We start from the raw sequence: 16,811 nt of genomic DNA, 5'->3' as shown, positions 1-16,811 counted from the left end.
TCGTGACATGTCACCGGCAACATAGCGTTGTGAAACAACGCATTGGAAGAATGTAACCATTCTTCTTTCGCCGGCGCGAGCACCACTAGCTCAGTTGGTAGAGCAGCTGACTCTTAATCAGCGGGCCCAGGGTTCGAGTCCCTGGTGGTGTACCAGTGACGCTATGCGTCGCAAGTAAGAAGTAATCGTGAAGAGTGAAGAAGTGATTCCGATCTCAAAACTGAATCTTCTGACAAAACTCCGTAACCGCAAAGACCCATGAGAAAGTGAATATCCTTTATCCGGCCCGTTGGATCAGAGCGTTAAACCGCTTGACCAACAAGAGAAGTGAATATCCTTTATCCGGCCCGTTGGTCAAGCGGTTAAGACACTGGCCTCTCACGCCGGTAACATGAGTTCGATTCTCATACGGGTCACCAACAGCTCACAAGTGAGCTGTTTAAAAGAACCTAACGGTTCTTCTCATCGATCAAATTCTCCGTATCCAACGACCAACGTCCTGAACAGTCAGGACAAAACAGCACGATGAATGCTGTACCACAAAAGGGTAACCCGCCCCATATGGAGCGTTTACCATATATCTTGCCGGTGTCGATTGCTTTGAGGTTCCACCCGTTCCCATTCCGAACACGGTAGTTAAGCTCACGGTCGCTCAAAATACTTGGCTGGTAACGGCCTGGGAAAATAGGTGACGCCGGCACAGAAACGATGGAAAACAGCTTGAATAAAGCTGTTTTTGTCGTTTATGGGGATAAATGAATGGACTTAAATGGATAAAAGTAGTATACTGTAGGCAATCAGTCGGGCTCTTAGCTCAGTTGGTCAGAGCTACCGGCTCATAACCGGTTGGTCCCGGGTTCGAATCCCTGAGAGCCCACCAAAAAAGCACTTGCAGAATCTGTAGGTGCTTTTTGTTTTATGAAGTGCTTTTTTCACCGGGGGGATAATCCCTGCGAGGGGATTCGGGACTATCCCCCCAGTGGCCGCTTCGCTCACCCCCCTAACCGAGGTAAACCTTCGGGTGGAATTAATAAAATAATTGATAAATTAATAAGCGTCAAAAGGCGCTTTTTGTATTGGTGGCCCTTTTTTGCTGTCGCAAAAAAGTATTAGCTTTGCATCTATGAATTTTATGCATCCCACAGGAATTAGAATTATTCTTGATAAAAATTTACTTCAACTCCATTATCAAAACTTGTACTTTCATAAAGACAACTTATTGATACATTGACGGTTTTTAAATTGCAACTGGTAAAAGCAAATCTCGAGATTTTATGTACGCTCTTTGGGATCGTTACAGAAGAGAGATTCGTGCAGCCATAAAATGTATATAATGGGATTTCGGTCAATCCATCGGAAATAATAGCGGATGATAAATTTGTACAATTCTTAAAAGTATACAAATCCATTTCTACAACGCTATTCGGGATAATTATTGAAGAGAGACCGGTGCATCCTTCAAAGGCGGATTCACCGATATGGGTAACACTGTTCGGGATAGTCACAGAAGTCAAACCTGTGCAGTCCTTAAAAGTTTCGTTATCAATATCAGTAACACTATCGGGAATTGTTATGGATGTCAAACCGGTACAACCGTAAAAGGCAGATTCGATATAAGTTACGCTATCCGGAATTGTCACGGATGTCAAACCGGTACAACCAAAAAAAGTGTTTCTGAAAAAAGTCACGCTGTCTGGAATTGTAACGGATTTCAAGCCGGTACAGTAAATAAAAGCGGAGTCAATCCAAGTAACACTGTTAGGAATCGTTATTGAAGTTAATCCGGAGCAGCCTTGAAAGGCGTAATTACTAATATTCGTAACACCGTTTTGAATTACCACGGTTTGAATGGAAGTATTATCACGAAATGCCTCAAACCCTATGGAAGTGACCGGAAGACCTTGGATTTTTGACGGAATGATAACATTGACATCTGAACCGGTGTACCCGGTTATTGATACTTTTTTATCAGAGATACGATATTCGAAGTATTCGGAGGGAGTGGATTTCACAACAGGAGTGCATGCAAACAGTGAAAAGAGAGTGAAAAATGCAATGAGTAAAGTAATTAATTTTTTCATATTTTAACTCCTTTATTTAAAACCTGAACTTATATTTTTATAATACTTTAAATTATTGGAAAATGCAAGATACTTTGACTTGCGTGATAATATCGGTATAAGGTATAATTAAGGGAATATTGGCTCATTTTAAAGGAGTTTTTTGTCTGAAAATGTTAATCGAATTTTGCGAAGTGAATACGAAATCTAGGTAATTCATTAAGTCAATACCTACCGGTGGTCGGTGACAGCGTGGAGAGTGAAGGCTGAGGGCGGGTTTATTTTATGGTAGAATAGCAACCAGAGTATTTGTAATTAATTGGAGGCAGCAATGGATATCATAAATCGAACTGTTATAAAAAAATATGAATATACGCAAGTGAATTTAATTACGGACGCCAATGGCAACAATTTTATAGAAAAAATTCGGTTTCATCTACCGCCTGTGTTACCCTTAACTTTTCAATACGACTACAACGAATTTGAAATGATTGAATCAATTATAAAAACGTTGGAAATACCCCATGCCCGAATCATCGAAAGCGTCCAAAATGAACAAAGCACAATATATATCATGGATTTTATAGACGGTATTCATTGCGAAGATGAACCCAAAGCGGAATATTTATATATTACCGCCGAAAAATTAGGCACAATATATCACCAATCAAAAATGAATATGAATCGCTTAAACAAGGATATTATTAAAAAATATACTTTAACCGAAGAGAATATTTTCGATTATATCAAAGTGATCAATCAGTATTATAAGATGCCGCCGATGGATTCAATGATTCATTATATATTTGAAAAATACCGGAACCGACCTTGTTTTGTTACGCATGGGGATGTTCAATTCAAAAATTTCATTTATAACGATGATTTGCATTTGATTGATTGGAGCGGGCAAATTGACCCGTTTTTTTCGGATTTACATAGTCTCGTAACGCAAGCGCACGAGGTAAATGCCGACATAGCGGAAATAAAAAGACGATACTTAAAATTTTCACAAATCAGTTCTTTAGATGATGAAGATATACTCATCGGAGGTATTATCGGTGCCATTAAGGGGGTTTTCAATTTATTGATCTTTGATTGTCCGATTGAATGGATAGAAGATTCTTATCATGGATTATTAAACCTTGTTTCTTTATTGGATTACCGCAAATAAAGATTAGTTTACCCATCTTTAAATAGGAGATGATTTTTATTGAAAAACATTATCATCGCAGGCCCGTCAAGAGCCGGGAAATCGACATTGGCGAGAAAATTAAACGAAGAACTGAATTATTTTGTCATCAGTGTCGATAAACTTGTCGCCACATTTCAAGGGGCATATCCGCAATTGGATATCCGATTGAATTGGGACAGAGATAAGACCACCGATAATATTGCACCGTTCCTGGGTCATTTTCTCGGCATGTTTTCTTCGGCGGACGGGCGCGGACTGCTCCCGTACAGTCATGGCGCTGTAGAAGGAAACCGGTTCGTGTTGGAAGGTGGGTACTTTAATTTCGAGAAGATATCGCCTATTCTGAAAACATATGGGATAGAAGAATTAAAAGATAATTTCATTCTGATCGGATTGGTGCAGAATAATAAAACAGTTGATGAATTCATAAGCGATTTTAAGAAATACGACACAAAAGACGATTGGACGTATCAATTCAATGATGATGATTTACGGGAAGTTGCGGAAGACGCCGTTTTATTCAGCCGGTCGATGTCTGAACATTTGGCGAAATACGGGTTTACGATTTATGATACGTCTGCGGATCGAGAGCAAGTTTTGGAGCAAATCGTAGAAGATATTAAGGCGAAATCGGTATAATGAAACATAGTCGTGGGTCAAGCTCATAAAAAACGGGAGAAGATACTGATGAAAATGATTCAGCAAATATTAAAAGATAAATATGATATAAGTGCGGTTTCAACGGAAACGGTGCCTGTAGGTTGGTCGGCGGCAGCGTGGAAGGTGAAAGGCGAGGACGGCGATTATTTTTTAAAGATATATGACAAGCAAAAGCCCTCTAAAAAGTGTTGGGTTGAACGAATTGACCGGTATATGCCGGCGGTGTTATGGCTGTCGCAAAATAACGGGCTTTCGGGGAATATGATTGCACCGCTGATGACGAAAAACGGGGCTTATAAATGGGAAGATGACGAATTTTTATATCTCGTGTTCCCTTATGTCGATGGGCAGACGATTGGACAAGAAGAATTGAGTCCGGAACAAGTGCGGGAACTGGCAAAAACGGTTGCAACATTGCATCGTTACGGGGCGGAGATTCCGGTTTCGACGCAAGGGTTGAAAGAGAACTTCGACGTTTCGTTTTGCGGTGAATTGAAAGAGTGGTTGGTAAAATCGGGATTGCTTTCGCAATATGCGGAGACAATTTTCAATTTTGCCGAGGAGCTTGAAAAAAGGGCGGTAACACTGCGAAAAGCGGATTTGAAGTTTGTATTTTGCCATACGGATATCCATGGTTGGAATCTGATGCAGGCGGACAAATTAATTTTGATCGATTGGGAGGGGTTGAAACTGGCGCCGCCCGAAGCCGACTTGTTTTCATTTACCAATGCATCTTTCTTCGGATATGCGTGGGAGGAATTTTTGAAGGAATACCGAACTGTTCATCCGGATTTTCAGGTAAATATCGAGGTGATGATGTTTTATCAATTGCGGCGTCGGCTGGAGGATATCCACGCGTTTGCTAAAAGTATTTTATTTGATGGGCTTTCTAAAGAGGATAAAGAACGGTCGATGTGGTATCTGAACCGCGAATGCGAAATATTAGCTGATATGTGAGATGCAATCAAAAAACAAGCTGCTTCATGGTGAAGCGGCTTGCCTTATTATTTAAAATAAGAGAGATCGTTTAATCGGGATATGATGTGGCGTTTATTTATATCTTCGTGTAAAAAGGAAACACCGCCCGACTTGCCGGAGAGATTGCATTGATTAAGCATGGTGATATCCAAACCGAGCCACAGGGCAAAAAATATGCTCAAAGTACCGTCGTGCGAAACGAGAATGAAGTTTTGTTCCGGGCTTGCCATGATTTGTTGGTAAAAACCCGAAAGGCGATTCCACACATCACGTTTGGATTCGGCTTCTGCGAATGGTATATCATCGATATTTTTCGGCCAATCGACGGTTCCCGGCCAGATGGAGCACTTTAAATTGGCACGTGCCCACTCCTTTGATTTCCCAACTGCCTCGCCGAGGTTGAATTCCCGCAAAGCAGGGGTAAGAATCGGTTCGACACCAAAATATCCGGCGACGATATCCGCCGTGTGTTTCGCTCGTTTTAAGTCCGAGGAATACAAGAGATATCGCTCGTTTTTTAGTTCTTCAAAGAGACGTTCTCCGATCCGTTTGGCTTGCTCAACGCCGAGTTCGGTCAAGTCCCAATCTGCCCAAGAACCGATCATACCGTTTGTATGCTGGGCGGACTGAGTATGTTGAATCGTAATGATGTTTTTCATGTATCCCCCTAAAACCGATACGAAGCGGCTTATTTATCTCCGAAAACCGAGCAGATGAGGGTTAAAATCCTTGAGGTCTGGTCTTCGGGGATATCTTCGCTGACTTGAAGCATGCAGGGGGAATTTTGCGCTTCGGCTTTGAAATTCAGAAGAAATTTTTCGATGGTCTCGTCGCTCTCACAGCAGAGGTTTGAGGGAAAGTTCGGGATGATCGCCTTGCCCGGGAAGGCATTCACGGCTTCGGTGAAGGTGTAATCCCCCCCGATTTGCGGCAGCGACATGGACTCGATGACATCGAAATCGGTGTTATTCAAATGGTCTATAAGGGCTTTGATCTTTCCGTCCAGATGGAAGACGTAGGGTTTGCCGGCCTGGCGCAGGATTTTGCACCGTTTGTTATAAAAGGGCATGCAGTATTTTTCGAAATTGTCCGGCGGGGTCATGTCCGAGGTGACATTCTCGGGCTGCCAGATCACATCCGCAGAGGACGAAGCCGCCATGTCGAAAACCTCATCCATTTTGGCTTCCATGGCGTTCATCAATTCAAGCACGGGGTCGGGATCGGTATACAGATCGACCAGAAACTGCTCCGCACCGGCCAATTCGATCAACAATTTTTGATAGGGGCTTCGATCCAGCCGACCGAGTACCACGCCGTCCTCACCGAGATCGTGCTTTTTTTGCTGAATACCGCTCTCGTTGCTCTTGATTACAGTGTTTTCGACGATGTATTGCAGGATTTTATAATCCTCGATATCTTTGATGTAATATTTTCTGATGTGTTCGCTGCCCGCACCGGCTGATTGGCCAATTTCGGCATACACCTTGCCGACCGGGGTTTGATAAGTCCTGCGTTCATAGAGATGGCCTTGCTCCCAAATATAGCGGATATCCAGATCGACGTTTTTGACCTCTGAGATATAGCCGGAATAATTGTGCCACGGCGGCGCGAGCATGGTCGTCACCGGATAATATTCGATAATGCCGAGGCCGCAGCCACGAAATTCACGTTCGGCGCTACCTCTGGGCAAATATCGGGAATAGATGCCGAGAGCCGTTCGGTCGGCTTTTTGGTTATGGTAGGCCGACAGCATTCTCTCTCTGGCGGTCATTTTGAGGCCTCTTTCATAAATGCTTCGACTTCTTCAAGCGACGGGATGGATTCGATGACGCCGCACTTGGTCACCGACAGCGCAGCGGCGTGGTTTGCAAAAATAATGGCGTCCTCGATGGATTGGCCCTTGGCAAGTCCGGCCATCAATGCGCCGCTGAAACAATCGCCCGCGCCCGTCGTATCCACTGCGGTCACTTTCGGGGTTTTAAAGAGCTTACCGCCGTCTTTGGTTACAAGCACCGCGCCCAGTTCGCCCAATGTGATGATGGCGACTTTAACACCCCTGTCCAAAAACCATTTTCCCGCTTCGCAGGCCGAATCAAAGCCGTCCACATGGATGCCGGTGAGCACCTTGGCCTCGTGTTCGTTAGGTTTGATACAATAAATATGCTGATAAAGTTTTTCGGGAAGCGGAGATGCGGGCGCCGGGTCGAGCAGGGTCTTGACACCCATACCGCTGACTTTTTCGAGTCCGTAAGCGACGATTTCCGGATTGTTTTCGAGCTGAAAACCGACGATTTCGGAGTCGCGCATCGCTTCAAGAGAGGCGTCGATATCCGCTTTGGAGAGGTTGTAGTTGGCGCCCGGCACGACCGAGATCAAATTTTGCCCGTTTTCGTCGACCAAGATCACGCTGATGCCGGTGTGGATGGTATTGTCCACGGCGATTAGGTCGCGGCAGATGCCCAACCGGTCATACATCGCAAAGGCGTCCTTACCGTAATTGTCGCCGCCGACACGCCCGATAAAACGGGCTTTTGCCCCCATTTTGGAGGCCGCAACGGCCTGATTGGAGCCCTTTCCGCCGCCGCTTTCGTAAAATTTGTCCGCGATGATCGTCTCACCCGGTTGGGGTAGGATTTTGCCGTTTAAAAACAATCCGACATTATAGCTGCCGATGACTGTGACGGTCTGTGCCACAAAAACACCTCCGATTTTGATTGCTGCCTGTGCATATAAAAATTCTAACACATCCGAATGGATTGTTCAAGCACCGTGCGGTTGCCGGGAGCGTTCAATGCGGGTTGCCTTGATCCTGTATAGAGAAAGCTATGAAGGACGGTTTTGATATAATAAGGCAAAAAATTTGACAAAAAAATTGAAATATATTTATTTAGGCGCTGTTTTTTAAATTTAATAATGGAGGAAAATCATGAGTACGCAGACAACAGAAAAGCCGGAAGTTGAAACCACTTCCCAAATGTCCAATCCTGTCAATGAAATGCAAACCGAACGATCGCTCTTAATTTTTATCGTTTTAGGCATCCTCACCATTGGAATTTATCCGATCGTTTTTTTCTCCGGTATCTCTAATGATATCAACAAGGTCGCAAGTGAGTATGACGGTAAAGAAACAATGCACTACTGCCTGCTGTTCTTTTTAGTCGGTTGGGTAACACTTGGAATCGGGTATTTCGTGTGGTTTCACAGAATTTCGAACCGAATCGGCAACTATTTGTATCGGAAAGACATCTCATATAACTTTAGCGCAAAGGATTATTGGCTGTGGGGTGTTCTGGGCTCTTTAATTATCGTCGGCCCGTTTATTTATTTACATAAGCTTGCGACTGCAATGAATAAAATTGCGGAGTTTTATAATGAAAAGGGATAATTAATTCAAGGATTCAAAAAGAACACGCGCAGTGGCGCGTGTTCTTTTTGCCACTTTCTTGAGGCGCAGGGGAACGGCAAAAACGAAATTCAAGAATCAGACCGTTGCCATCTGCCAAAACTGCGGCAAGCGGTGGAAAGTATAGTTGTTCAACTTTCATAATACCGAGATCCTTCGACTTCGCAAACGATGTAAAAGCATCGTTTTGCTGCGCTCAGGATGACAACAGGATTGGAATTATCGCTTTAAGTCAAATTTCAATTCCAGCGCCCGCTTGTAGAGCGGGTCAAATTCGCAGCCGCAACTGCCGCATTCGGAATCGGCCTGTTCGATGGCCTTAATCAGTTCGTCTGTATTGCTGTCACCCGAGAGCCAGGCTTTGGCAGGCAACGCGATCAAATCCCAGCCGGACTGGGAAAACTTTGTGAGAATGCTGATCAGTTCTTCGCTGCGTTTCATGTGATTTTCCTCCTTGACCGATTATCGGACGATATGAAGCAGACGTATTGTTATCTGTTTTTTATCAATCATTCTGCGCGGTATTGAAAATTTTTATTTTGCCCGGTTCTCTTGGACGCGTTTTACCGGATTGCCGTCCCGAATGACTAAGCATTGCGCTCTGCCTTTAAAGTTCATAACAAATTTCTCCTGTCTGCCGTTTGACCTTTTGATAAGACACCAAATTATGCCATACCGCAGTCTTTTTGTCAAGAGCTATACAATACAAATACTTGAAAATGCCGTTCGGTTCTGATATACTGGATTGGCGTAAAGAGCTATAAAAAGGTATAATTGACGGATAGCGTTCATTAATACATTTCGGGGGGATTATCATGGAAAACATCATCACGGCTGAAAATATGCACCAATTCGCGTATACCAACGAAAACGAATATCCGGGGCCGTATAAAGCCATTGTATTGGACTTTCACGGACTCGGGTTTTCGGGAATGGTCAGTGAGACGCCGTCGTTTGCACATGCCTGCACCGAGCATGGGGTTTTATATATGTTTCCCTATTACGGACCGTGGAGTTGGATGAATGATGTGGCGGTCAAGTTCACCGACTCGATCATTGATGCAGCGTTTGAAAAATACCAGCTGGCACAGGACACGCCGATCATCTCGACCGGAGGAAGTATGGGCGGGTTAAGCGCTTTGACATACACCCGTTATGCAAAAAGAACGCCTGCGGCCTGTGCCGCCAACCGTCCGGTCTGCGATTTGCCCTATCATTTCACCGAGCGGGTTGATCTCCCGCGGACGATTTATCACGCGTTTGCGCATTATGACTGCGGATTTAATGAGGCGTTGGAATCGGCTTCGCCGATGCATCAGGTGGACAACATGCCCGATATTCCCTATTATATCGTCCACGGAGATGCGGATAAATCGGTTAATATGCAGCTGCATCCCGATCGGTTCGTGGCGAAAATGCGTGAAAAAAATTATACGATCACCTATGAAAAGGTACCCGGCATGGGACACCCCGATTTCGAGGGCGATCCCGTAAAACGGTATTGGGATTTTATTTTCAGTTTTGTGAAATAACGAGATTCATGATAAAGAGCCCCTTGGAAAGAGTCCCTTGGCGGCGCTCTTTCCTTTATTTAACAAACATTTAGCTTTAGCCAATCTATTTTCGGACATAAGTGATATAGGTGAAGCCGTCGGGGACACCGGGGACGGGGTTGCCGTCCATACTGACCGAGTGTGCGTCGTCACGCATAAATTCGGTGTTGAGTATCTGCCAAACCTCATTATTCAATTCTCCGACGTTGAGGTCCCACAAAAACACAATTTCAGCCTCGCCTAATTCGGTGAGCAGATTTTCTTCGAACCAGTCATATTCACCGGTGAAATTGGCGGGATCCTGCACAAAAACGGGCCCGAGCGGAGAGTGTTCGGTCAAACCGATAAAGGCCGGCCCGCTGTTGAAGCCGAGAAATAAATATCTGTCGAGTCCCTTCTCATCCAACAGGCGATCCACATATTCGGCGTGCGTCTTCATTGTATCCAAATCATGCAGAAGAGTGTCGTCATATTCCATGGACGGCATGATGTAAAAGGCGAATGCCAGCACCACAAACAATGTCGCAACGGCTATGCGGGACCATTTTTTGAGCGAGAGGAAAGGCGTTTTGGCAGGGGCGGATTTATACGGCAAAACCGGTTCGGTTACACAACCGCGCAGCACCGGCAAAAAGAGCGCAAGAAGAAGGGGAAGCGCGAAAACAAAGTGATGACAAAAATATTGCCCGCCGATTGAAACCGCAAAGGAAGCGCTCAGAACGGCAAGCGGCAATGCAAAAAATCTGCCGATCCAATTCAAGCGGGACATTCTGCTTTTTGATAAGAACAAACCGAAATCTTGAATCATATAGAGAAACACCAACAGCATGAACAGCACCATCATGCACAGCAAAAGGGGGGAGAATTCCCCGAGATCGACGATCAAACGCTTAAATTCGAGCATCCGGGTAAAGGGTGAATCGGCTGAACCGATTCTGCTGGAAAGCATATATTTGAGATAAATGGTCAGATAGGGTTTCAAAACACCGGTGGCGGCCATTGCCGCAGTGCCGATTATGCCGCCGTAGAGAAGCGGCAGAACCGTCTTATAAATGAACGCGCGTATTCCTCCCGCAAAAAGCAGGGATGCCCCCGCCGCCACCAGCACAAACGGTTCCTTCAGCAGTCCGGCACAGGCCAAAAAGAGGCCCGACAAAATTACGCCGGGTGACCAGGGCTTAAGTTTGTCCGCGTCACGATCGAAGATTAAAAACAGATAAATGCATACAAATGCCGATCCCATTGCCTCGATTTGAACATGCCCGCTGTGGTTTTGCGCATACAACATCAGCATAGCTCCGAACGACAAGGCAGAAAGGATCATCAGGATGCGGGTGAGTAAATCGCAGGTTTTTCTCCGGCATACTTTGAATGCCGCAGCCACCGGAACCGCACAGATGACCAGCAGACAGCAAAAATTGAAGATACTCATGGCGTAGACCCCGCCGGTGAGCCGCAGGGACAGCGCCGACAACCAAAAGATCCCCGGCGGTTTCGTCTCAAAAAGGTCTGCATACGGCGTCAGACCGTTGAGAATACCGTGCCCGACCGCCCAATAAAGGGGATCGTCAAAATTATAAACCGCCTCCAACTCGGAGCCGAGGCGTGCTTGAATTTGTTGAGCGGCAGATACGAAAAAAAGAGCCGTGACGGCGAAAATCACTGCGCTGAAAAGCAAAATATGTAATTTTTGAGACCTTAAAAGTGGTTTTATCGTTTTGTTCATCGGTATCTTTCCAAGAAGGTTTTTATGCAGATTCCGCACAAATTTACATTATTTTACCATATATGCGCATGTGTGTCAACTTATTGGGAAGGCATGTGAGCGTTGACAAAAACAGGGAAATGCTTTACAATAACTGACGGGAAAAGAAATTGCAGTCATCTGTTTCCCGCAGAGCAAATGGAATTGTATGGGAATTTCGGGTAACTTTTTGATGACCGACGAGGGGTAAAATGCTACCGGGAATAGAATCAATACGATCATCATTTCCATATTGACAGGAGGCATTTTTATGGACAGTGGATTATTGGATGGACTTATAAAGCAGGTCAGCGAGCAGGGCCCGAACGTGTGCAATGTGGTGGTTCGCCAAAACGGGGAGATCATCGCGCGTTATGATTTTGCGCCGGAACAGCCGCGGCTTTTATATTCAGTCAGCAAGACCTTTACTTCCATCAGCATCGGCCTGGCCGAGTGCGAGGGGCTGCTCGGGTTGGACGATACGCTTAACGCGTTTTTTGACTGCCCGGCGGGGTTTGAGAAAATTAAGGTGCGGCATCTGCTGAAGATGTCAAGCGGGCATGATACCTGTCCGCTGGAAGCCGCCGATAATATGGACGACATCGAGAAAATTTTCTTCGGTCGTCCGCTTGTCTATGAACCGGGAAAGGTGTTCGTCTATAACAACGCCGGTACATATATGCTTTCAAAGCTGCTCGGAAAACGAGCGGGGTGCAATTTAAAGCAATTCCTGTTGCCTCGGCTGTTTGAACCGCTGGGTATTGCCGAACCGCGTTGGGATGAGGATCAATTCGGCGTCAGTCACGGATTCACAAATCTCTATCTGAATGCGACCGATTTGTCAAAGGTCGGACAGCTGCTGCTTGATCACGGGAAGTGGAACGGCAAACAGCTGCTGCCGGAGCAATATCTGGAACAGGCAACGAAAAAGCAGATTTCCACCGAAAATGTCAGGGATTCGTGGGCGACGGCAGATTCACACGCGGGGTATGGATACCAAATTTGGATGAATTCCTATCCCGGCAGTTACCGTATGGACGGCTACAGGGGACAGTATGTCGTGATGCTGCCGGATAAGAACGCGGTCGTGACCTATCTTTCGGATGAAAATGAAAACATGCTTGGGGTGTTGGAACTGACCTGGAAGTATCTGATTGATCAATTGTAATCATGTTTCGGGAGGGGAAATTTTGTGAAAAGGATAATTGCGGCTCTGTTAATCGTTTTTTTGCTGCTCACCGGGTGTGGAAAAACATCAGCGGTGTCATCTTCTGTACCTTCCTCACAGGCAGTATCAGTGGCTTCATCTAAATCGACATCATCTTCTGCCGTTTCGACGGTAAGTCAACCTGTTTCTTATGACACAAAACCGGATGATATGAGCGCGGTGGCGTTTTTGCGGCAGAATTTCCCCGTGACCGACGGGTCGACTTCGACAATTCCGCTGGATGCGGCGGTGCGCAGTGCCATTTTCAACACGGGGCTGGATTATGAGACCGGCAATGTCAAACACACGACCACGTTCGGGTCGTTTGAACGGCTGCTCTCCGGAGAAGCCGATCTGACCTACACAGTGCCGCTGTCTGCGGAACAAAAGCAAGCCGCAGCTGATGTCGGCATCGAATTGGAAATGGTTCCGATTGCGCGGGAAGCGTTTGTGTTTGTGTTAAACGCCAAGAACCCTGTGACCTCTCTGACACAGGAACAGCTGCGCGGTATTTACAGCGGCGAGATCACCAACTGGAAGCAGGTCGGCGGAAATGACGCTGAAATCGTGGCTTATCAACGCAATTTGACCAGCGGCAGCCAGACCTATATGACCGCTTTCATGGGGGATACGCCCCTGATGCAAGCGCCTCAGACGATTGTGGCGGCAACGATGGGTGAGCTGATGGACGCGGTTGCGTTGTATGACAATGCCGAAAATGCGATCGGCTATTCGGTGTATGCCTATGCCGCAGATATGTACGGAACCGGTACGGAATTGAAGTTTGCCGCGGTCGACGGAATTGCACCCGATGACACGACAATGACCGATGGCACATATCCGCTTCTTTCGGAAAATTATGCGATCTTTCGTGCATCGGAACCGGAGGGCAGCCCAGCACGGGTGCTTGCCGAGTGGTTGGTGACCGAAGACGGGCAAACAGCAGTCTCAAACGGCGGGTATATCCCGTTCGGTGTCGACCCCTCGACCGTGGTTGCTCACGACAATGCGTGGGCTGAAGTCGGAACCGGTCCGAAAGCGACGGGGAAAGAGACCCTGCCGACGAGTTATTACAAGGCGGATCTAAATGAGACCAGTTATAACGGTACTTGGAATGACGGCGCATACACCGTCACGCTGCTTGACGAAAGCGAACTGAAAATTTCTAACCGGGATCGGTATACTTCCGAAAGCGTCGTCTGGGATATACGCGCCGATTTTACCGGGCTGACTGATGATAAAAAGAATGCCCAAATCACTAAATTTCTGAATGACTCGATCGCACAACTGAAGACCGAGAGCTTGGAAGTCGAGGCCTATGTCAGACGGCTAAATCTTGATGCGCAAAAGAAAAGGAACATCTATTATGAAGTATACAGCATCAGCTGCCAATGGCATCGCAATGAGGATGTACAGTGGAAAAGCGCTGTGCAGATCGATATTCAATGCTATAACGGGTATTTGTCGGCGGCGGTTTTTCTGAGTTACTACGGGTCTGAGGAAAGCGGCATCTACGATTGCCGAACTGCGATATTTGACCTGTATACCGGCAAGCAGGTTCCGTACACCGACCTATTTTATTCCGGAACCAATATCGCCGACGGGTTGAATTCCGCTGTGAAGCAATATGTAAACGATAATCTGAATTGGGACATGGGGTACGCACATATTCGCCACGAAAATCCCATCGTGACCGACGAAGTGACGAATTTTACGCTGAATAAGATTTATTATCCCCGCATCAACCATTGTTTTAACGCGGGGGTAATAATAGAGTATGATATTTTTGCAAAAAATTCGCAGGTCAGCCGACTTCGCAGTATGGACGGCTTTTGGAGTTCGGCAGTAAAGGTCTATCGAACCGCACTGACCGAAACGATAGGTTACGGTCAACGTAGGAACGGGGTATTGGCGGACAAAGAAAAATGGTTTTATGCGGTTGAGGCGGATGACTATGTTTCTCGGGCGGCTGCCGATAAAATCAACGCTTCCGTTCTTGCATATATCGATGAGGTACATTCGAAACCACTGATGGATTATTATAAAGAAACCGGAATGACGCGCAACGAGCTTGTTTTATATTTCAATTCGGGGATTGATGATAATCTGAAAAGCACCCTGGACGATTATCTCAATGACCGGGGCGGTACGATTGAGAAAATTCTCGGAAATGGAATTGCCTATAATCAAAACGCACCCACTGTGATTTGCGGGAAGTGTGTGGTTTATCCGCGGGCAGGAGCATATTTTTGGAGCGGTTTTCTCGACAGCGATTATCCGCTGGCATTTTATCTGCCTGTCTGCTTGATTTTCGATATTGATACCGGAGAACCGATACAGCTTTCAAAATTATTTTTAAACGGATGGGAAAAGGCGGCGATATGGAGTGAAATTTCGGCGACTTATTACTCGAATTCTGAACCAACGGAAATACCTAATGTTAATAATCTGGCACTTGTCAATCTACAATGGGGAAGGGGATATGCCATACAGTCAGTTGCCATCTTTATGACCAAAGACGGCAAGAATACCTATCGGGCGGAAATTCCCGGGGAATATTTGAATTTTGACTGAGAGTATGATAAGATAGGGTTGTAAACGACATTATAGACCCGAGCATATAAAACGCGAAGGATTGATTTGATGAAGCAGCCCAATATCTTATTTTTTTTGGCCGACCAACACCGGTATGACTGCACCGGGTATGCCGGTAAATACCCCGTGGCGACGCCGAATATCGATGCGGTGGGCCGCGAAGGGGTCTGTTTCACCAACGCCTATTGCCCGACGCCCGTCTGCGCGCCCGCACGTCAGTCCTTTTTGTCCGGACGCAGGGCCGAAGCCATCGGCGCACTGCACAATTTTAATTTTATCGAGACAAAGACCCTGATGCCGGAGGATTTTCATCTGATCAAGGGGTTGAAATCCGCCGGATATACGACTTCGTTCGTCGGGAAATGGGACGGATCGGTGCGTCCCGCAGAGGAGTTCGGAATCGACAAAATCTGTTCGCACCGGGACTATAACGCCTACATCAAACAGAAATATCCCGATGTGAAATATACGAATTCCTGGTTCGGCGAACACAGCCCGATTCCGCTCGAGGACAGCCGTACCCACTGGCATGCCGACCGTGCGATTGAACAGATTAAAGAGTTTTCTGCGGATGAGAAACCGTGGTTCATTTGGATTGACGGAACCGATCCGCATTTGCCCTGCCATCCGTCCAGCCCGTTTTTTGAGCAATACAAGCCCGAAGATGCGGCGATTTGGGACGGATTCGGCGACCGGTTTATCGACAAGCCCTATATTCAGCGGCAGCAGATTTTGAATTGGCGGCTCGAAAATATGACCTGGGAAAACTGGGCGCCGACCGTGGTCGCTTATTATGCGATGATTTCACAGGTGGACGATTCGTTCGGGCGGGTGATTGACGCGCTCAAAGAGAGCGGCCAATACGACAACACGCTGGTGATCTACACCTCCGACCACGGCGATATGAGCGGCAGCCACGGGATGATAGACAAGCATTATAACCTCTGGGATGACGTGATTCGGATTCCGCTGGTGATGCGCCTGCCCGGAAAAATTGAGCCCGGGACGGTCTGTGATGACTTTGCCAGCAACGCGCTCGATTTACTGCCGACTTTGGCCGAAATCGCGGGCTTTGAAGTGCCCGAAAGCGTGGTCGGAACATCATTGTTCGATATGGAAAACAGACCGGACTGCGCCGTCTGCGGCTCCGGCGGACAGCAATTTGGGGCGTTTACGCAGCGGTGCATCCGCACAAAGACGCACAAATATATCTGGAATCTGACTGATATTGACGAGCTGTATGATTTGACAAAAGATCCCGGCGAACTGCACAACCTGATCAAGCTGCCGGAATACAGTTTGCTGGTCTCGGTGATGCGCCGCAAGATGAAAGCCGAACTGGTACGCTGCGGCGACCCCTATGCTAAAACCAGCTGGCTGAATCGGCAGCTCGACGAGGATGTTAAGTTAATATAATCA

Annotated in this window: 15 protein-coding genes, 3 tRNA genes and 1 rRNA gene; 12 read left to right on the top strand and 7 right to left on the bottom strand. The window is 46.5% G+C overall.

Features of this window, described 5'->3' with window-relative positions:
• The first annotated feature begins 79 nt into the window (after positions 1-79).
• The 4 genes from PK629_04540 (at position 80) to PK629_04525 (ending at position 880) form a co-directional block, all read left to right on the top strand.
• Positions 80-155: transfer RNA gene (locus PK629_04540), tRNA-Lys, on the top strand.
• A 189-nt stretch (positions 156-344) separates the two neighbouring features.
• Positions 345-419, top strand: a tRNA-Glu gene (locus PK629_04535).
• Positions 420-584: 165 nt separating this feature from the next.
• Positions 585-700 (top strand): 5S ribosomal RNA (rrf, locus tag PK629_04530).
• 103 nt (positions 701-803) lie between these two features.
• A tRNA-Ile gene (locus PK629_04525) sits at positions 804-880 on the top strand.
• Between the two features lie 274 nt (positions 881-1,154).
• On the opposite strand, the gene PK629_04520 is transcribed toward PK629_04525, so the two are convergent.
• A complete protein-coding gene (locus PK629_04520) occupies positions 1,155-2,081 on the bottom strand; it encodes a leucine-rich repeat domain-containing protein (GenBank protein ID HOP10739.1) in 927 nt (308 codons plus the stop codon).
• 310 nt (positions 2,082-2,391) lie between these two features.
• Between PK629_04520 and PK629_04515 the strand changes: the two genes are divergently transcribed.
• From PK629_04515 to PK629_04505, 3 genes are read left to right on the top strand one after another with little or no spacing between them, the layout of a single operon-like run.
• On the top strand, positions 2,392-3,231 hold the full coding sequence (locus tag PK629_04515) for a hypothetical protein (protein ID HOP10738.1): 840 nt from the start codon (positions 2,392-2,394) through the stop codon (positions 3,229-3,231).
• A 39-nt stretch (positions 3,232-3,270) separates the two neighbouring features.
• Entirely contained in the window at positions 3,271-3,891 is a 621-nt protein-coding gene (locus PK629_04510; GenBank protein ID HOP10737.1) for a hypothetical protein, read from the top strand.
• A gap of 48 nt (positions 3,892-3,939) precedes the next feature.
• A complete protein-coding gene (locus tag PK629_04505; protein ID HOP10736.1) occupies positions 3,940-4,869 on the top strand; it encodes an aminoglycoside phosphotransferase family protein in 930 nt (309 codons plus the stop codon).
• Between the two features lie 47 nt (positions 4,870-4,916).
• Here the strand turns inward: PK629_04505 and PK629_04500 are convergent, their stop codons facing one another.
• The 3 genes from PK629_04500 to rbsK are packed head-to-tail and all read right to left on the bottom strand — an operon-like array spanning position 4,917 to position 7,584.
• Entirely contained in the window at positions 4,917-5,549 is a 633-nt protein-coding gene (locus tag PK629_04500) for a histidine phosphatase family protein (protein HOP10735.1), read from the bottom strand.
• Positions 5,550-5,578: 29 nt separating this feature from the next.
• The gene (locus PK629_04495; protein HOP10734.1) at positions 5,579-6,661 is read right to left on the bottom strand and encodes a uroporphyrinogen decarboxylase family protein; all 1,083 of its coding nucleotides are present in this window, start codon (positions 6,659-6,661) and stop codon (positions 5,579-5,581) included.
• Positions 6,658-7,584, bottom strand: a complete 927-nt coding sequence (gene rbsK, locus PK629_04490; GenBank protein ID HOP10733.1) for a ribokinase — start codon at positions 7,582-7,584, stop codon at positions 6,658-6,660. The genes PK629_04495 and rbsK overlap by 4 nt, the downstream gene beginning before the upstream one ends.
• Positions 7,585-7,816: 232 nt before the next feature.
• Here rbsK and PK629_04485 point away from each other — a divergent pair, with 232 nt between their 5' ends.
• Entirely contained in the window at positions 7,817-8,275 is a 459-nt protein-coding gene (locus PK629_04485) for a DUF4234 domain-containing protein (GenBank protein HOP10732.1), read from the top strand.
• Positions 8,276-8,288: 13 nt separating this feature from the next.
• Here the strand turns inward: PK629_04485 and PK629_04480 are convergent, their stop codons facing one another.
• Positions 8,289-8,435: a hypothetical protein gene (locus PK629_04480; GenBank protein ID HOP10731.1), complete on the bottom strand. Its 147-nt coding sequence runs from the start codon at positions 8,433-8,435 to the stop codon at positions 8,289-8,291.
• A 77-nt stretch (positions 8,436-8,512) separates the two neighbouring features.
• On the bottom strand, positions 8,513-8,734 hold the full coding sequence (locus PK629_04475) for a hypothetical protein (GenBank protein ID HOP10730.1): 222 nt from the start codon (positions 8,732-8,734) through the stop codon (positions 8,513-8,515).
• Positions 8,735-9,108: 374 nt separating this feature from the next.
• Here PK629_04475 and PK629_04470 point away from each other — a divergent pair, with 374 nt between their 5' ends.
• Positions 9,109-9,825: a prolyl oligopeptidase family serine peptidase gene (locus PK629_04470; GenBank protein ID HOP10729.1), complete on the top strand. Its 717-nt coding sequence runs from the start codon at positions 9,109-9,111 to the stop codon at positions 9,823-9,825.
• An 85-nt stretch (positions 9,826-9,910) separates the two neighbouring features.
• Here PK629_04470 and PK629_04465 read toward each other — a convergent pair whose 3' ends face one another.
• Entirely contained in the window at positions 9,911-11,572 is a 1,662-nt protein-coding gene (locus PK629_04465; protein HOP10728.1) for a hypothetical protein, read from the bottom strand.
• A 289-nt stretch (positions 11,573-11,861) separates the two neighbouring features.
• On the opposite strand from PK629_04465, the gene PK629_04460 reads away from it, so the two are divergent.
• From PK629_04460 to PK629_04450, 3 genes are all read left to right on the top strand, one after another.
• Positions 11,862-12,758: a serine hydrolase domain-containing protein gene (locus PK629_04460; GenBank protein HOP10727.1), complete on the top strand. Its 897-nt coding sequence runs from the start codon at positions 11,862-11,864 to the stop codon at positions 12,756-12,758.
• Between the two features lie 129 nt (positions 12,759-12,887).
• A complete protein-coding gene (locus PK629_04455; protein ID HOP10726.1) occupies positions 12,888-15,371 on the top strand; it encodes a substrate-binding domain-containing protein in 2,484 nt (827 codons plus the stop codon).
• Between the two features lie 69 nt (positions 15,372-15,440).
• Positions 15,441-16,808: a sulfatase-like hydrolase/transferase gene (locus tag PK629_04450; GenBank protein ID HOP10725.1), complete on the top strand. Its 1,368-nt coding sequence runs from the start codon at positions 15,441-15,443 to the stop codon at positions 16,806-16,808.
• The last annotated feature ends 3 nt before the right edge of the window (positions 16,809-16,811 follow it).

The organism is Oscillospiraceae bacterium (genome assembly GCA_035380125.1).
Classification (GTDB): Bacteria; Bacillota; Clostridia; order Oscillospirales; family JAKOTC01; genus DAOPZJ01.
This window is presented reverse-complemented; position numbering and strand designations above follow the sequence as displayed.

Coding starts and splice junctions, on each gene's coding strand:
- PK629_04450 (HOP10725.1), top strand. CDS start 15,441: ATGAAGCAGCCCAATATCTTATTTTTTTTGGCCGACCAACACCGGTAT.
- PK629_04475 (HOP10730.1), bottom strand. CDS start 8,734: ATGAAACGCAGCGAAGAACTGATCAGCATTCTCACAAAGTTTTCCCAG.
- PK629_04500 (HOP10735.1), bottom strand. CDS start 5,549: ATGAAAAACATCATTACGATTCAACATACTCAGTCCGCCCAGCATACA.
- PK629_04470 (HOP10729.1), top strand. CDS start 9,109: ATGGAAAACATCATCACGGCTGAAAATATGCACCAATTCGCGTATACC.
- PK629_04505 (HOP10736.1), top strand. CDS start 3,940: ATGAAAATGATTCAGCAAATATTAAAAGATAAATATGATATAAGTGCG.
- PK629_04485 (HOP10732.1), top strand. CDS start 7,817: ATGAGTACGCAGACAACAGAAAAGCCGGAAGTTGAAACCACTTCCCAA.
- PK629_04480 (HOP10731.1), bottom strand. CDS start 8,435: ATGAAAGTTGAACAACTATACTTTCCACCGCTTGCCGCAGTTTTGGCA.
- PK629_04495 (HOP10734.1), bottom strand. CDS start 6,661: ATGACCGCCAGAGAGAGAATGCTGTCGGCCTACCATAACCAAAAAGCC.
- PK629_04460 (HOP10727.1), top strand. CDS start 11,862: ATGGACAGTGGATTATTGGATGGACTTATAAAGCAGGTCAGCGAGCAG.
- PK629_04515 (HOP10738.1), top strand. CDS start 2,392: ATGGATATCATAAATCGAACTGTTATAAAAAAATATGAATATACGCAA.
- PK629_04520 (HOP10739.1), bottom strand. CDS start 2,081: ATGAAAAAATTAATTACTTTACTCATTGCATTTTTCACTCTCTTTTCA.
- PK629_04465 (HOP10728.1), bottom strand. CDS start 11,572: ATGAACAAAACGATAAAACCACTTTTAAGGTCTCAAAAATTACATATT.